The organism is Pedobacter ginsengisoli, from assembly GCF_030244015.1.
GTDB lineage: Bacteria > Bacteroidota > Bacteroidia > Sphingobacteriales > Sphingobacteriaceae > Pedobacter > Pedobacter ginsengisoli.
Window position 1 is genome coordinate 1,089,763 of sequence record NZ_JASSYX010000003.1, and the last position, 17,220, is coordinate 1,106,982.

General features: G+C 39.4%; 15 protein-coding genes and 1 tRNA gene. 10 read left to right on the forward strand and 6 right to left on the reverse strand.

Translation table 11 applies throughout. The annotated features are described in order from the left end of the window. Positions 1–175: 175 nt before the first annotated feature. The 3 genes from QEP08_RS17040 to QEP08_RS17050 all read left to right on the forward strand — a co-directional run bounded on the left by QEP08_RS17040 (position 176) and on the right by QEP08_RS17050 (position 4,460). A complete protein-coding gene (locus QEP08_RS17040; protein ID WP_285059801.1) occupies positions 176–967 on the forward strand; it encodes a helix-turn-helix transcriptional regulator in 792 nt (263 codons plus the stop codon). 72 nt (positions 968–1,039) lie between these two features. Continuing rightward, positions 1,040–2,539: a serine hydrolase gene (locus QEP08_RS17045; protein ID WP_285059802.1), complete on the forward strand. Its 1,500-nt coding sequence runs from the start codon at positions 1,040–1,042 to the stop codon at positions 2,537–2,539. Between the two features lie 1,507 nt (positions 2,540–4,046). Next, positions 4,047–4,460, forward strand: coding sequence for a hypothetical protein (locus tag QEP08_RS17050; RefSeq protein ID WP_285059803.1), 414 nt, complete (start codon positions 4,047–4,049; stop codon positions 4,458–4,460). A gap of 136 nt (positions 4,461–4,596) precedes the next feature. Here the strand turns inward: QEP08_RS17050 and QEP08_RS17055 are convergent, their stop codons facing one another. Continuing rightward, positions 4,597–4,944 carry a hypothetical protein gene (locus tag QEP08_RS17055; RefSeq protein ID WP_285059804.1) on the reverse strand — a complete coding sequence of 116 codons (348 nt, stop codon included), beginning with the start codon at positions 4,942–4,944 and terminating at the stop codon, positions 4,597–4,599. A 107-nt stretch (positions 4,945–5,051) separates the two neighbouring features. Then, positions 5,052–5,741, reverse strand: a complete 690-nt coding sequence (locus QEP08_RS17060) for a hypothetical protein (protein ID WP_285059805.1) — start codon at positions 5,739–5,741, stop codon at positions 5,052–5,054. Positions 5,742–6,665: 924 nt separating this feature from the next. On the opposite strand from QEP08_RS17060, the gene QEP08_RS17065 reads away from it, so the two are divergent. The 4 genes from QEP08_RS17065 to QEP08_RS17080 all read left to right on the forward strand — a co-directional run bounded on the left by QEP08_RS17065 (position 6,666) and on the right by QEP08_RS17080 (position 9,569). Further along, entirely contained in the window at positions 6,666–7,271 is a 606-nt protein-coding gene (locus QEP08_RS17065) for a hypothetical protein (RefSeq protein WP_285059806.1), read from the forward strand. A 4-nt stretch (positions 7,272–7,275) separates the two neighbouring features. Continuing rightward, positions 7,276–8,025 carry a metallophosphoesterase gene (locus QEP08_RS17070; RefSeq protein ID WP_285059807.1) on the forward strand — a complete coding sequence of 250 codons (750 nt, stop codon included), beginning with the start codon at positions 7,276–7,278 and terminating at the stop codon, positions 8,023–8,025. 448 nt (positions 8,026–8,473) lie between these two features. Then, the gene (locus tag QEP08_RS17075; protein WP_285059808.1) at positions 8,474–9,049 is read left to right on the forward strand and encodes a Crp/Fnr family transcriptional regulator; all 576 of its coding nucleotides are present in this window, start codon (positions 8,474–8,476) and stop codon (positions 9,047–9,049) included. Between the two features lie 67 nt (positions 9,050–9,116). Continuing rightward, positions 9,117–9,569, forward strand: a complete 453-nt coding sequence (locus tag QEP08_RS17080) for a carboxymuconolactone decarboxylase family protein (RefSeq protein WP_285059809.1) — start codon at positions 9,117–9,119, stop codon at positions 9,567–9,569. Between the two features lie 565 nt (positions 9,570–10,134). Here QEP08_RS17080 and QEP08_RS17085 read toward each other — a convergent pair. Further along, on the reverse strand, positions 10,135–10,806 hold the full coding sequence (locus tag QEP08_RS17085) for a hypothetical protein (protein ID WP_285059810.1): 672 nt from the start codon (positions 10,804–10,806) through the stop codon (positions 10,135–10,137). 194 nt (positions 10,807–11,000) lie between these two features. Between QEP08_RS17085 and QEP08_RS17090 the strand changes: the two genes are divergently transcribed. Beyond that, positions 11,001–12,131 carry a Fic family protein gene (locus QEP08_RS17090; protein WP_285059811.1) on the forward strand — a complete coding sequence of 377 codons (1,131 nt, stop codon included), beginning with the start codon at positions 11,001–11,003 and terminating at the stop codon, positions 12,129–12,131. A 299-nt stretch (positions 12,132–12,430) separates the two neighbouring features. On the opposite strand, the gene QEP08_RS17095 is transcribed toward QEP08_RS17090, so the two are convergent. Both QEP08_RS17095 and QEP08_RS17100 read right to left on the reverse strand, forming a co-directional pair. Further along, a tRNA-Arg gene (locus QEP08_RS17095) sits at positions 12,431–12,502 on the reverse strand. Between the two features lie 163 nt (positions 12,503–12,665). Next, complete coding sequence (locus QEP08_RS17100; RefSeq protein WP_285059812.1) at positions 12,666–13,532, reverse strand: HEPN domain-containing protein; 867 nt, start codon at positions 13,530–13,532, stop codon at positions 12,666–12,668. A 123-nt stretch (positions 13,533–13,655) separates the two neighbouring features. Here QEP08_RS17100 and QEP08_RS17105 point away from each other — a divergent pair, with 123 nt between their 5' ends. Continuing rightward, positions 13,656–14,039: a helix-turn-helix domain-containing protein gene (locus QEP08_RS17105; RefSeq protein ID WP_285059813.1), complete on the forward strand. Its 384-nt coding sequence runs from the start codon at positions 13,656–13,658 to the stop codon at positions 14,037–14,039. Between the two features lie 50 nt (positions 14,040–14,089). Here the strand turns inward: QEP08_RS17105 and metG are convergent, their stop codons facing one another. Next, complete coding sequence (gene metG / locus QEP08_RS17110) at positions 14,090–16,198, reverse strand: methionine--tRNA ligase (RefSeq protein ID WP_285059814.1); 2,109 nt, start codon at positions 16,196–16,198, stop codon at positions 14,090–14,092. Positions 16,199–16,238: 40 nt separating this feature from the next. On the opposite strand from metG, the gene QEP08_RS17115 reads away from it, so the two are divergent. Continuing rightward, complete coding sequence (locus QEP08_RS17115) at positions 16,239–17,153, forward strand: S66 peptidase family protein (protein WP_285059815.1); 915 nt, start codon at positions 16,239–16,241, stop codon at positions 17,151–17,153. The last annotated feature ends 67 nt before the right edge of the window (positions 17,154–17,220 follow it).

The following is a 17,220-nucleotide window of genomic DNA, read 5'->3' on the forward strand; positions in this document are numbered from 1 at the left end:
AGTTAATAAAAAAGGCTTTTCAATTTTATTCCCATGCTTGTATACAGTGGATCGTTTTGTGGTCTCAAAGAGACCAATTTCAAACTTTTTTAACTCTATTCTCACCCCCCAGTAGGCCGGAGTACCACATCTTCGCGCAAAATATTTATTATCTTTAATCAACAAACAGAGGTCAATGTTAAACTTATCACGCGGAGAATATCAGGGTACTGTAAGCAACAGGGTTTCAAACGCTGGCTGGCTGATTGGTATAACCGAGTACCACCGGGAAGTTTCGAAACCCCTATTGCACAGCCACGAGAACCCGCATCTGAGTTTTGGCCTTAGCGGACAGATGGTCGTTGGCAGAAAATCGCATTCAGGGGTGAACAGTAATATGGAACAATTCTCCTATGTCAGGGCAGGCGAAGAACATCAGATATTTTTGGTTAGCCCGACCGGAAAAAACATCAACCTGGAGCTGGAACCGGAATTTCTGAAGCGTTATGAACTTCAGGAAGGTGATTTTGAAAAGTTAACCGGAACGCCCGGTGCATCCTATATTATGCTGCAACTGTACAAGGAACTACACTTCCAGGATCATCTCTTTAGCGACAACATTGATGGATTACTTCTCAGTTTGCTCCAGCCGCAATTGTTAACCATAAGAAAGGGAGCCCCTCAATGGACAGTAATAGCGCGCGAGCTGCTCTGTGATAACTGGAATAGCGAAATCTCTCTACAGCAAATTGCCTTGGCTGCCGATGTCCATCCTGTAACCATATCGAAATATTTTGCCCGGTATTTCGGCTGCAGCCTGGGAGAATACCGTAGAAGGCTGAAAATCGAACGGGCGCTTCAACTGATGAATTGTTCGGATATATCTTTCACCGAGATCGCCTATACCTGTGCCTTTTTTGATCAAAGCCATTTCATCAGGGCATTTAAGGAAGCAACCGGCCTTTCCCCAAAGCAATTTGTGAAATAGCGCAGCGCTAATTTCATCCTATTTTTTGCAACCAGTGCCAACTATTTTTGTGCTGATTAAACAATAAACACAATGAAACACATTACGGTAATTCTTGCGCTTTTTGCCCTCATGAACCCCGCAGCTACGCAAAACTACATTCAACAGATTGACAGTTTAGTTACCCTGAGGGGTAACGAATATGAGCTGTCCGGAAATGTTTTGGTTGCCAAGAAGGCAAAAATCGTTTACCAGAAGTCAACCGGGATGGCCAATACCGCAAGCAAAACTCCCATTACTGCTGCTTCTGCCTTTACCTTGGCCTCAGTCTCTAAACTGTTTACGTCCGTGGCAATATTGCAGCTCAATGAAAAGGGCAAACTGCACCTGGATGATCCGGTAAAAAAATATATCCCTGAACTGAACAACGGAGCCATCACAGTCCGGCATCTGCTGACCCACACATCCGGACTGGCCGATTACCAGATCCTTGAAAAACCATACTTTCAGGATACCAGCAAAGTATTCACCCTTACTGACATCCCATCAGCAATTAACAATGATACTAAAGCTTTCCGCAGCGCACCCGGAGAAAAATGGAGCTATTCTAATCCCGGCTATAACTTACTGGCGCTGATCGTTGAGAGAATTGCTAAGACCACCTTTTCTGACTACCTAAGCAAGCAAATATTTAAACCCTCCGGGATGCTGCATACCTATATCACCACCCCACTGATTAAGGTTAATGACCCTGAGCGGGTGTCGGGTTATGATTATTTGCAATTTGCACCCTGGGTATTACAGAGGGCGGATTCATTAAAACATAATCAGATAGAGTTGCTGCATATTGATGGCTTGGTGGGGATGGCCAACGTGGTCAGCACAACGCAGGATCTGCTCAACTTTGACCAGGCACTGTACACGGGAAAAATTCTTAAACACGCAACGCTGGAGAAAGCATTTACCCCAATCAAACTCAACAACGGGACGCTAGCTGAAATGGGCTGGAAAAACAACATTTCCAATTTTGGTCTGGGCTGGTACATACTGAAGGATGCCCGCTTAGGCAAAGTTGTCTTTCATACAGGTGGAATGCCGGGAGCAGTAACAGCTTTCATCCGGAACATCACCAAGCGCCAGACTGTTATCGTGCTTAATAACGTCACCCACCGGAGCACACACGGCTCTGCTATGAGTTTGATGTATCTGATGAACGGAGGAAAAGCCCAAACAGATAAAAAATCCGTAGCGAACGAATTTACGCGAATACTGCTAAAAGGCAGCCTTAATGACGCTTGGGCAAGATTAAATACGATCAAGGCAGATACCGCTAACTTTTCACTGGATGAACAGGAAATGAACATGGCTGGCCTGGGAATGTTCTTTAACAATTTTAAAGCACAGGCAATGGAAGTGCTGAGATTGAACACCGTTTTATATCCAAACAGTCCAAACGTATACGACAGCCTCGCAATGGTATTAGCTGACACAGGCGACAAGCAAAATGCAATTCTAATGTACAGAAAGGCCTTAGCGCTTAATCCAAAATTAAATAGCGCGATCACTGGATTGAAGAAGTTGAACGGTGATTGATTACTTAGATTTTTTAGTGTCTGAACATACATAGTTCAGGACTACGTTTAACCTGGGCATTCGAACGAAAAATTGCTGAAGTTAGGGGGCTACTTTTAGATGCAAGCTCGACCCTACAGATTATAAAGAGATAAAAGCAGAGTGTGAGGCTGCAACCGCACGCATTTAGACACTCTTTCTTCGGTCAATTTTTCAGCTTGCTTGGTACCGAAGAAGTTTAATAAAGCTCTGTCATATGCAATGGTATCATTGATTGCCATAACTGTATCTTCTTAAGATTGTCAACCATCTTTGACCCGTATATGTTAAGTGTTACCTGTTTAATTTTTAGATTATAAACTTGTAATGGTCGGTTAGCTTGCTTACAACTAGCAAACCCAATGCAAACGATTGCTAATACTTGGCTAATTTTCATGTTGAGCGATTTAGACAAACTAATATACATCAAATAGATTATTCTTCATATATCTAAAGGATAGGCAGATGAAGCCAGGCTGATTAAGCCTAGCTGAATGATTGGTTAGCTTACTCGATGTCGAAGTTAGTCGGTTTACTTAGCCAGTAAACGACAATAATATCCTTAACGTTTTCCATAAAAGCGAACTAAATAGCAGTTCTTGATTGAAGCTCCGTTTGAATGCGCTGAAGTTGGTTCTTCATCGATATAAACATGATAGCAAAAACACCTGTCATGCCTAGTTGCTGGTATTTTCCATGTGCCATAGCAAGGTATGTCCCTGATATTAATATAATCAATAGACAACAGAATACAATTGTACTTGACCAGGTTAATAATTTCTTCCGCTTAGTTAACCTCTCAATAGTCCACACAGACAGTTTGTTATCCATAAATTTTGAATTAGCGTCAATTAAAGATAGGGAATATTTGCCATAACCTGAACTGCTTGTTTTATTCGACAGGATATCGATATGCTCACCAACCTGCGAACGGATCGAAGGTGCCAAAGAAAAAGTTGACCCCGAACAATTAGCTGATATCTCCTTTTTGGATAATGGCGAGAACATTAGGTGCCGTAAAGCTTAAAAGCCAAATTACCCAGCAGGTAACCCTATTCGTTCTGGTATTTATTGGATGGTTTTCAAACTCGTCGAAGATCAATTGATATTTACCAGTGGAAATCAAAACACGTTGCATAATAATAAACGAAGCAATGAACAGGGTGAGAATAACCACTCTAACATAAGGATATATCCCATTAAAGTTAGGATACACCATCAGCAAAACGAAACTCACTGCACTGGTTATTGTAATTAACACAAGAAATAAACTTCTGTATTCTGTAATCCAGCTTTCAGGTTTATCCTTATAAAAGTAAAGGAATGAAAAGTAATAGAATTTGAGATACTTCATATAATGCTTAATAAATATAACAAACAACACGCTGAAAAACAAAGCATAGCGAACCTAACCTCGCGAATTGAGGTGAAAAGATGTCCTTGATAATCACATTCTTCGTCTGTATATTTACTATACCAACCAAATCGTATGAAAACGCTCTTCTTGCCCTTTATAACATCATTGTTCGCCATTAGTGGCTTTGCACAGGACACCTTATTAAGATCCTCTCTTGAACCTGTATTAAGACCATCTTACAATATAGGAAAATCAAAAGATCCAGAGATATACCCGGCAGACAGTATCCCGCTGTTCGTTATAAAAGGAGGTGGTAAAAGTGAAAGGATTCGCCCTGCTAAAATACTGGAAGTGGAAACAAAGGGTAACAACCTCTACAATGCAATCCCTTCTGGATTCATCAAGGAGATTTTCATCTTAGGGGGAAAATCAATGCCTGGGAAATACAGGAAAGAAGGCACCCATCTAGTTTGGGAGATTTATCTTATCAACGACAAAGCTCGTGAAGCCTTTAAGTTTCTAAAAGACAAAGGTTATACCAAATGATGCATATACTTACTAATTAATCCGATAGATTCATTATAAAAGCGTCCCCAGACACGTTGCTGAACGTAGATCACCGAACATTCCAAGTAGTAATAAAAGGCACTAATCAAATTCATATCGTTAAGACTTTTTATATTTATAAATGATCTTTCAATTCCTCTTTGAGCCTATGAAAGTAACTGATCTTTCGCTTGAGATGTTCTTCTTCGGATGTTTTTGGGTTGACTGTTGGTGTGGAGATATTATCACTGTCTGTAATTTTGATTGTCACTTCATCACCGATGGCTAGTTGTTGATTATGCCACGTCAGATATGATTCATCTGTAGAGTCTAAACCGCCAACATTAATCTTAAGATCTTTGTAGTTGTCCACACTGCTATTTACCCAGGTTGTTATCACTGAAACGACTCCGAACTCTGATGTAATGCCCGCAGTTGTTACTAAGCGATCGTTAATGTATATTTCAAACGAAGGATTCTTCATACGATGTGAGAGTTTGTAATGGCAATAATAATCAAAATTAGCAGAAGGAAAAGCAAGTATAGAAAACATCAATAGCAACTTTATTAAATTCCTGGTGGCGATGCCGATCAGCCTAGCACTATTCTGGCTTCGTCGAATCTTCTGTCATAATGAAATACTTCGTAAATCAACCGGGCTAAAACAATTTTAATCTCCAGTGCGTCTTTAAAACTGGTCAAGTCATAAGTATAAACCCAATTTCCATCCATTAATATAAATCCCAGAGCCTTGAATTTGTTAATGTCGGAAAGCAGATATTGGTAATCATTCGTTCCATCAGTTTGAGAGCAGATCTGAATATGGATCATATCATCGCTTTTGGTAAAGTCGGCATATACATCGGGAGTAGATTTGAAGTAAAATTTAAAACCGCTAATCTCTCCGTTTACGAGACTGAAGATCGCATCATCTATCTCCTGACTGTCGTATGAAGGTGTGACTGGAATACTTTTCAGTTCTAGAATTTTATCTTCATAGTGTTTTATTCGATGTTTCAGATAGTCGCCGCCAACATATTCGGGATCGGCCAACATTTTCCTGCAATTGTCAATATACATTTGATGTTCACGTATACGGCTATACAATGGATTTTCTAATCTCTTAAGTGTATCAAGCGTTCGGTTAACCTTCCGCAATGCTCTTTGATGATAATGCGCATATAGATAGTCTGCTTCTTTAACATATTCTGCTATCTGTTTTTCCAGTTCCACTTTCTCCATCTCATAAGACTCAATTGTTTCTTCAAGATCTGATTTCATATCATTCAACTATGTCCTAATATAGCTATATGTGGCAACTACCGCAACGAATGTGTAAATAGTTATAAAAGAGCCACAATCTCTCTGGCTCTGCACATAATGTAATCACTGACTTATGTTATCTTATATAAGGTCAATCAGTATCAGCAATCGCATCAAGACCGGTACTATGGCAATGTAAAAAGCACCTGCATCATTTGCTTTCAATGCTTTTGGTGTTTGAAAGAGTCCCCATAGGCCTCACCAACCGGGTAGGTCTTATCCTCGGCTTCTTGTTTAAGCTTATTAGACAATTGTAATAGTCTATATGGAAGTGCTGCTTAATAGATGTTACAAGGAAACTGATTACATCTTTCTTAGATTATTGTTCAGCAGTCAGCCTCTGCAAACCCTTTCGATCTCTTTGCTCTCTGGACACTCGAATCCCAAAACTTAGGATATATTCGCTTCCCACTAGCGTATACAACCTTCTGATTGTTGTACCTTATTATAAGGTTGGGGTTTCTTTTTACGCATTTGGTTCTCTTAAGTTGAGTTAAATCTCTGGCATAAAAGGTAAAATTGCAACCATTGACTACCGAAATCGGTTGTCGGCTAGCCCCTATCTAATCAATTTGGCGGAAACAAAACAGCCTCTCCGGTTAAAGAAAGGCTGTATAACGTGTTTAAAGTCGTATAAGTGGTCTCAAAGACACCGATTTCAAACTCTTTTTTTGAAGATTTACAGCTAATTATTGAGATTCTAGGTCGTGAGGATGGATTTTAAATATCTTCGACGAACGGATTTCAAACTATTTTGACAATTATTTTGACTAAAAGGTCCAGAGGGGGTGGGTTTCGTTACTCTCTCTCAAAAGAAAATGAGCTTTCGGTAAATTAAACGATATTTATACCCCAACCAATTCAATAGTAATATAAATAAGGATGTCACATACACTTCGTTACGAGATTTTAGAATCATTACCAGCTTATGGGCCGATGTATATTCCTGTTAGTGAAAATAATGAGGCATATTATTCAGAAGGCTTTGTGGTTCGTTTTTATACTTCTGAAAATACAAATTGGGTTGGAAACTTTGAGCCGGGGTGGATTGGATTTAATGCGGTTTATGAATTTGAGCATGATCCTTCTATTTTGGTAATTGCAGGGGGTACTTGCTATTTAATGAATCCTGATCTTGAGAAGCCTATTTCAATATTTGGAACGCAGTATGAAACGGTTACAAAGACCTTGAACCGAAGGCTTATTCTTCAGGATTCTACCTGTCTAACAGTATTTGAGGCAGATGGAGAATATTGGCACTCAGAGAGAATTTCTTGGGATGGAATTAAAGACTTAACTGTTGAAGGAAATCTAGTAAGTGGGGTAGCTTATGAACCCACTGTCGACTCTGATGAATGGGTAGAATTTGTTGTTGATCTTGAAAAACGAAATGTCAAAGGTGGAAGCTGGTGCAATCCAACTGCTAAAAAAGTGCAATTGATGCATAAAAATCAACAAGCAAAACGAAGATGGTGGAAAATCTGGTAGCTAAATGAGAGTACAAATTATAAGCGATTTACACCAAGAGTTTGGAATCTCAGATTTGACATTTGACAATGCCGATCTGATCGTTTTAGCCGGAGATACCAACCTTGGCACCAAAGGCATTGAATGGGTCAAAAAATTCATCGCCCGCAAGCCTGTGATTTATATTCTTGGCAATCATGAATATTATAAAGGTTCTTATCCCAAAACACTGCACAAAATTGTTGAAGCATCAAAAAACTCCAACATTCATGTTCTTGAAAACGAAAGAATTAAACTAGATGGAATCTGGTTTCATGGCACAACACTATGGACAGACTTTTCTTTGTTTGGAAACCCTGTTGAATATGGGAACATCTGTCAGGCAAAAATGAATGATTATAAGCAAATCCGCAGAGACCCATCTTACTCAAAACTGAGAACTGTTGACACCTATAAAATCCACCAGTTTTCAAAATCATGGTTGCAGGAGAGCCTTGAGGAATGCCGAAATGAAAAGAATGTTGTCATTACCCATCATGCGCCAAGTATAAGATCGGTGCCTGAGGTTTACAAAAATGACCCCGTCTCATCTGCTTATGCTTCTGATCTTGAAGAGCTTGTTAAAAAGTACCGCCCGCTATATTGGATACACGGACACATTCATACCCCAGCAAGATATAAAATTGATGAGACCGAGGTGATATGTAATCCGCATGGATACATTGATGAGCCATATAATGGCTATAATAAGCAGCTGATCATAGAAATACCATAACTAAAACTGATACATTTCACTTGTTCAAATCGAACCATTTTTACCCAAATCAGCCCTAAAATTCGCCTCTTTTCTAGCCACTTAACACAAAAAAAACCAGGGCCTGTGTAAAAACGCTGGCAAAAGTCGTGGGCGACGCAAGGGAAACCTGAACCGTTTAATAGATGATTTTGAGACTTTTTATTAATTTGAGAAGGAATCAAGGCAAGGATATAGGGTAAAAATTGAACCGCCTTCTTGATTAGAAACGTTAGATCATGATCCAATCATAGTACAACGATATAATGTTTGAGGATAACAACAGGGTTAAATTATCCATCAGACGAATTGAGCGTAAAAAAATTAAAAGTTATTTATTTAGCTTAGTGTATCAGTGTTCTTGCAAGCAATTATGCTTCAGTTAACCCTGCAAAACGTCACGTGCAAAATAAAAAAATCTGTTCCCTCGATGTTAGATATATTCAAAAAACACATACGCAAATTTACAACAGTAACTGACGAAGAATTTGAAGGAATCAAAAAATTCTTTGACACGAAAGAAGTGGCTAAAAAGGAAAATCTATTAGCGGAAGGACAGATTTGCAGGCATCATTACTTTGTATTGGATGGCTTATTGCGAAAGTTCTACATCAACGAAAAAGGCACTGAACAAACCACCGAATTTGCCATAGAAACCTGGTGGCTAACCGACAATTTTGCCTATGAAAATCAACAACCTACGGCGTTTTATATTCAGGCAGTAGAAAAATCAACAATACTTTATCTCACGCAAGAGAAACAGGAAAAATTATTAAGGGAATTCCCGGTAATGGAACGCTATTTCCGTTTTGTTTACCAAAGGGCTTATGCAGCGGCTCAAAAGCGCATCCAATTTCTTTTTTCTTTTTCAAAAGAAGAATTTTATTTTCAAGCTATTAGAAATCATCCCGAATTTGTGCAACGAGTTCCTCAATACTTAATCGCTTCATATCTGGGTTTCACTCCCGAGTATTTAAGCGAAATTCGAAAGAGAACTTCTTCTTAAACCAGTTTAAGTTTTTTCATTTTCTTATTATACAATTTTGCATTGAACAATTTTAAAAGATTATACAATGCAAAAACGATTAAACATTAAGGAAGTTTCTCCAAATGCACTAAAAGCGATGATTGGTTTAGAAATTTATCTATCTAACGCTTCTATAGCTAAGACAAACAAAGAACTTATAAAGATTCGTGCTTCACAAATTAACGGTTGTGCCTATTGTATCAACATTCATACGCAAGACGCAATTAAAAATGGCGAAACAAATCAGCGTATTTTTCTATTGAATGCTTGGAGAGAAGCAGAGGGCATTTTTACGGAAGAAGAAAAAGTAGTGTTGGCAATAACCGAAGAGATAACATTAATTCATCAAAATGGATTGTCAGATGAGACTTATTCAAGCGCTCTACAATTTTTTAGCGAAGCTCAAATTGCAGATATCATAACAGCTGTAATTACCATCAATATTTGGAACAGGGTTGTACTAAGCACTCACCTACAGATTGGACAAAGTCTTGCATAGGGATTTTTTATAAAAATCTTAGGCTTGAATATCTGTGATTTTTTTACATATAGGATGTTCTTTTAATATGGCCCTTGCAAAATGAGATGTCAAAAAAATTGAGCGTTAAGGCGATTTAAGTGCCCCAACAAGGCTCGAACCAAAACATGCCTCCATTTTGCTCTATCTAACGATTTGAAAATCAACTGAAAATAAAAACGTCCTTCACGATATCATGAAGGACGTTGGTGGTCTCAAAGACACCGATTTCAAACTATTTTTTGGAAGATTTACATCTGATTATTGAGAGATTCTGTGGCGTGAAGAGGGGTTATAAAATATCTCGACGAGACGGATTTCAAACTGTTTTGAGATTTTCGTCTACTCCTCACTTGCCTTTACTAAAACTGGATAATCTCGATTAAATCTGGACTTTTAACCTTTAGATACACTAACATTAGCTTGGCTTTATCGCCAAATTTAAAAAAAGTGGCCTGAGAGAATTGCTTTTGCGGTCGCGGGACAATAAAACTCGAACTCTTTTATAGCTGATTTGCATTGTGCTGCGGATTTAGAGAATCAATCGTTATAGTTTTGAAAATATATTGGAAGTGCCTTTTTTATTAGATCGTCCTAATCTTAAATGCTTAATGTCAAATTTGAAAGGGATGAATGGCTCAATGTTGTTTGCATAATTCCAAAACTCTTGATTAGGCTCTGTAAAAGGAAAACATAAACTTGCGCTAACACAGCTATTCTTTGTTATCCATATTAAAAAATTTGAAATATACTGTTGATCTGGCAGTTCCTCTTTAGTATTGGGATCGATTAGTTTAAAATCATAGGATATTATTAATTCAATTGGACCGAGGTTGTACTTGGGCAAAGGCTGTTCTTTTATTAAAAAATCTATGACTCTTGGCAAATCTTTCTTGGTCAACGCCCATTCTGTTTTAGTTTGTTTTAAAGGAATGTTTGCCGGATATAAATAACCAACAGGTTCAGTTTTTCCTTCACCAAAGACCTTTGTCACTTTTGTTAATACCTCTTCTGCCAATTCAGGTTGTTCACCATGTTCTTCATCGGCAGTGTAACCAACCATATAAACACTGTTGGGACTTTCAATATCAGCAGTAGTACAGGTCATCAAGAAGTTTTCTATATTTTTCCAAACCTTTTCTATTTTTCCTCCGATAAGTGCTTGAGTAACTCTGCTTATTGGGAGTTTGTAAATAATATAAGGGCGTTGGGCTAACATATTGATTATTGAAACTCTAAGTTAAAAAAGAAACCCCAATAAAAAAGCCTCCAAATTTTTATCCAAAGGCTTTTCATCATTACAAAGGAGCTCAACGGCAACGTGGGTCAAAAATTAAAAATTTGGCCCACGTTAATTGCAGTGTGGACAAAAAAGCCGTAACTTGGCCCATATGTTGTTACGTTAACTATAGAATGAGCAAAATAAGTAATATTCCATCGTTACCATTACCACAAGAAATTGAAACAAAGGCAGTCTTAAAAAAACTTAATACTGTTCGGGCTGCATTAGCAGGGCTAAATGGCGTGGCAGAGAGCATTCCAAATGAAAGGATAATACTCAATACACTTTCCCTACAGGAAGCGAAGGATAGTTCTGCCATCGAAAATATTGTTACAACACACGACGAACTCTATACAAGTGACGGTATTAACCGTCAATTTACAAGCCATGCTGCAAAAGAGGTATATAATTACGCCCACGCGCTACTAGAAGGCTTTAAACAAGTGAAGGACAGCGGTTTAATTACGGTTAATAATATTCTAAAGTTGCAGGCACTTCTGGAGGAAAATGATGCCGGGTTTAGGAAAGTTCCTGGAACATCCTTGAAAAATGACCAGACTGGAGAAACTGTTTACACCCCACCACAGGAATTGGATGAAATCATCAAACTAATGAGGAACCTTGAATTATTCATTAATGACGGAGAACTTACCGATCTTGATCCGGTAGTTAAGATGGCGATCATACATCACCAGTTTGAAAGCATACACCCGTTCTATGATGGAAACGGGCGCACAGGCCGTATTATAAATATTCTATATCTCGTAAAAGAGAACCTACTGAAGTTACCTATTTTATATCTGAGCCGATACATTAACCAGAACAAGGCAACATATTATCGTCTATTACAAGAAACCCGGGAATCCAATCATTGGGAACCATGGATTCTTTACATGCTTGATGCCGTCGAGGAAACCGCTGTCCAGACTTCATTTATAATTAGGGAGATAAAAAAACTCATGGCTTCTCACAAGCAAAAGATCAGGTCGGAACTACCAAAAATCTATTCACAGGATTTAATCAATAGCTTGTTCAAGCACCCTTACACAAAGATTGAGTTTATAAGAAATGATTTACACATAGCCAGAAAAACCGCAGGAAGATATCTTGATCAGCTATGCGAAAAGGGATTGGTTACTAAGAACAAAATTGGCAAGGAGAATTATTATTTCAATAATGACCTGATAAGCCTTTTAATTAATGTGGGGAGTCTTAAGAAAGAAAACACTAACCGTATTGTAATTAGAACAGAGCAAAGTTAGCTTGACAATATAGGTCAAAAAGTAGGAAATTGACCCGCGTTTGTTAAACATGGGCAAAATTTGTAAAAATTGATCCCTATTGATAAAAAGGTGACTGGAATCGAACCGCCATGAAATGTCTTTAAATCCACTTTTTACCTTAGATTTTTAAAATTACCTCTGAAATTCCAGTTTTTAGCTAAAATTTATCGAACCCCAAGGAATAGAGGCTTCCTCTATTTATACCTCCCTAATAAACAAACATTTACGCTAGAAAATGATAACGGGAATAAAGTTTTAAAACCTTTATTCCCGTGAAGTGGTCTCGACGGGAATCGAACCCATATCTAAAGTTTAGGAAACTTCTATTCTATCCGTTGAACTACGAAACCATTAACCTTTCAAACAATATGCTTAAAAAGCAGCCGCAAATATAACAATAAAACGCTTTGTTTAAATAGCACATTAAACAATTTTGCGAGGATCAGGCTTTTTACAGGCGATTATTTCACCTCAGATTGCGGTTTACACAAGATTTGGCTCCCAGCCCCTCAGTCAAGATTGCTTATATAAATCAGCTTCTTCATTCAATGCTACTATTTTACTTTTGCACATTTCCCTAGTCGCCGTTAAAAAAGCTGAAACCCGATCATATAGTTCCTCCGCATCTTGCCCATCTACAGAAAAATCATCCTTATAGCGTGCCTGAGAATAACTTTTAATCAGGACATCAAAAAGCCTTTCATCATCATTCCTTCCAGTAACAAACATTTTATAAGGTATTTCAGAAAACCAAAGACTTAGGCGGAGCAGCCGATGTAAATTATGCATTTCCAAACGATAGGCAATATGCACTCTAATTAATGCAATGCAACATTGCTCCATTGCTTGATGAAGCATGAACACGCAAACTTTATATTGGCATTTTGCTAAACACCCGGCTGCTCCCTGCAAAAAACCGTCTGCCAATGGCAAACGGCGATCAAAGTGCTTTTGGGCTTTCTCTGCAGCCTGTAGAGGAATAAAGGATGTATTAAAATCAAACTCCTGTAAACCATTGTGACTGTATAACAACTGTCCCGTTGTATAAACGCCCATAAAAAAACGGCTGTTCGCTTTAATCGATTCTGTGACAGCATCTTTACTGTGGCAGAGAATGGTAACTGTTCCCTGCCTATAATGCGTATTGGTGTAGTCCTGCACTTCATGATCAATACGCATAGCGCCCTCAGTAACCATCAATAAAGCATAATGCCCACTCCGATCCGATGTTGTGTTGACAAAACAACCGTTGACCTCACTTGATGAAAAACGCCGGTTAAAACAAATGATTTGCAATGGTTCAAACTTTTTTGCAAGCGACAGAATGAGCTCCTTAAAATGTGTTTCATGCAGTGGGTTGGATACGCTGTTTTGTTTCATAATTTTTTAATTTCTTTGGATCAAATCTTCGAAAAGAACCTTTCGTAACCAACCACAGCCGGTTGTATCTTACAACTTCATACTTGTTGTTTACTGTCATCGCTTTTAATTATATTTGTTCATATGGAAACAACGACTAAGCCCAATTCGCCTCATATTGGAAGGAAGATTGGCCGCATTCGCGAATTACGAGGAATGAAGCAAGAAACGCTGGCAGTTGAGCTGGGCATTAGTCAGCAGGCGGTTTCCAAGATTGAACAAAGTGAAAAAATAGAAGAAGAATTGCTCAATCAGGTAGCCAAAATATTGGGCCTTTCCGCAGAAGCAATTAAAAACTTCAACGAAGAGGCTGTATTTAATATCATAGGAAATACCTTTACTGATAGCAGTTCGAATAACAATAATTATTTATGCTCAATTAATCCGCTTGACAAGGTAATCGAGCTTTACGAACGCCTCCTGCAAAGCGAACGTGAAAAACTCGAACTACTAAAAACTAAATCTTAGTCATACCCCAAACATTCAATAATTCCGGTGGCAGGAAATGAATTTTCAAACTACCTAACCACGCTGCCGTTGTTATGCTTATCAACAGGAGCCACAAAAGCCAGTCTACCCTCCGCATCTTCAGACATCAGGATCATCCCTTGTGATACAATTCCTTTGATCTCTCTCGGAGCAAGGTTTACCACCAGGCTTACTTGTTGTCCGATGATATCTTCAGGCTTATAATACTCTGCAATACCGGATACAACTGTGCGCTGATCTATTCCTGTATCTAAAGTAAGTTTCAGCAGTTTCTTGGTCTTCTCGACTTTTTCAGCGGCAATGATCGTCGCCACCCTGATATCTACAGCACTAAACTGATCAAAATCAATATTTTCCTTTGCAGGAGCAACAACCGCCGTAGCCGCGATATTATCCACCTTACTTTTATTCAGCTTATCTATCTGCGCCTGTACTTCTTCATCCTCAATCTTCTCAAACAGTAAAACCGGGTCGTTCAACTGGTGACCACGGTGCAGCAAATTGGCCTTACCCGCATCTTCCCACATATGACCGCCATAGTTCAGCATTTTCATTAGCTTATCTGCGGTAAACGGCAGGAAGGGCTCGATCAGAATTTCCAGCGTAGCCGCTATCTGCAAACTGATGTTCAGAATGGTACGTACACGGTCTTCATCTGTTTTAATCACCTTCCATGGCTCAGTATCCGCCAGGTACTTATTCCCGAGACGCGCGACATTCATTACTTCCGATAAGGCCTCTCTGAAACGATAGTTTTCAATAGAAGCGCTTATTTTAGCAGGGAAAGCTGCCAGCTCATCCAATACCTGCTGATCTTCAGGGGTGATGTGCATACACATCGGCACCTTACCATCAAAATATTTATGGGTAAGCACCACTACACGATTGATGAAATTGCCAAATACAGCAACCAGCTCATTGTTATTCCTGGCTTGAAAATCTTTCCAGGTAAAATCATTGTCTTTTGTTTCAGGTGCGGTCGCAGTCAGAACATACCGCAGCACGTCCTGTTTACCTTTAAATTCCTCCAGATATTCATTGAGCCAGACTGCCCAGTTTTTTGAAGTCGAAATTTTCTGCCCCTCGAGGTTCAAAAACTCATTTGCCGGTACGTTATCCGCTAAAATATACCCCCCATGGGCCATGAGCATGGCCGGGAAAATGATGCAGTGGAATACAATATTGTCCTTACCGATAAAATGCACCAGTTTGGTTTCCTCATCCTTCCAGTATTCTTCCCAGCTCCCTTTCTCGACCTCATTCTGGTTGATGTAATATTCTTCGGCCATCGGGTTCCATACATCCAGACGGGCATATTCAAACAATTCTTTGGTAGCAGAAATGTAGCCTATAGGCGCGTCAAACCAGACGTAGAGCACCTTGCCTTCGGCATCTTTAAGCGGAACCTTAATCCCCCAGTCCAGGTCCCTGGTCATTGCTCTTGGCTGCAAACCCGAGTTCAGCCAGCTTTGGCATTGGCCGTACACATTTGGTTTCCACTCCTTGTGGCTTTCTATATATTTTCTTAATTGATCTTCATATTTATCGAGCGGCAAAAACCAGTTTTTGGTTTCTTTTCTAACCGGCGGCTCTCCGGACAATGTAGATTTTGGATTGATCAGGTCAGTTGCATTTAAGGTGCTGCCGCAGTTTTCGCACTGATCACCATAAGCATTTTCATTTCCGCATCTCGGGCAAGTCCCGGTAATGTACCTGTCTGCCAGAAAAGCCTGCGCTTTTTCATCATAATATTGCTCAGTAATCTCTTCAGTAAACACCCCTTTTTCATACAGCGTTTTAAAAAAGTCAGAGGCCGTCTGGTGGTGCATTAAGGATGAAGTCCGGTGATAAATGTCAAACGAAACCCCAAACTCTTTAAAAGAATCGCCTATGATTCTGTGGTATTTATCTACGACCACCTGTGGGCTCACCCCTTCTTTTTTGGCCTTGAGGGTAATGGGCACGCCGTTTTCATCAGATCCACAAACAAATTTGACGTCTCTTTTATTTGAACGGAGGTACCTTACATAGGTATCGGCAGGGAGGTAAACTCCAGCCAAATGACCAATGTGTACCGGTCCGTTGGTATAAGGCAAAGCGGCCGTAACGGTATATCTTTTTATTTTACTGCTATCCAAAACTATTTTTATTATTTTGGCAAAGATAAGTCTTTTACTAATGATTCAACAGCCGGCATATTTAAAAAAGGGTGATAAAATTGCAATAGTCTGTCCTGCCAGCCGATTGCCCAAAAGCATAGATAAAGCAATAGCTATTTTCCGGTCCTGGGGACTGGAAGTAGAGACAGGGCAAACCGTAAGTGCCGAACACCACCAGTTTGCCGGTGATGATGCATTAAGAACACAAGACTTGCAGCATTATTTAGATGACCCTGATACTAAAGCGATCATTGCCGGAAGGGGTGGATACGGTACCGTAAGGATCATTGACGAGCTTAATTTCAGGAAATTTACGGCACAGCCCAAGTGGATTGTGGGCTTTAGTGATGTTACTGTACTGCTGTCCCACATTTATGCTGTGTTTGGCATCCAGAGCATACATGCACAAATGCCTTATACCTTTAATGAAGCCACACCGGAATCTCTGGAATCTTTAAGGAAAGCATTGTTTGGAGAAAAGATCGAATACAACTACAAGGCAATCACCCGATCTAATGACATTACCTCTCCGCCGCTTGTGCCAAACAGACCCGGTGAAATGAGCGGCATCCTAATTGGAGGCAACCTGACTTTACTAGTTATGGTACAAGGTTCTTCATCTGAAATGGATTACACAGATAAAATTCTTTTTATAGAAGACGTTGGAGAAAGGCCATCATCAATTGACCGCATGATGCGGATGCTGAAACGCAGCGGCAAGCTGGCAAAGATAAAAGGCCTCATTGTCGGCGCATTCAATGAACTTCCTGAAGAAAAAATACCATTCGGACAATCCCCGGAGGAGATCATCTGGGAAGTTGTAAAGGAATATGACTACCCGGTTTGTTTTAATTTCCCGACTGGACATATTGAAGACAACAGGGCGATGGTGCTGGGGAAGTCCTTATGGATTCCTATCGAACAGAAGTCGTAAAGTTTCACCGTAGAAATAATGCGCATAATTAAGTTTTATGCGTACATCTGTATCATAAAAGCAGGAT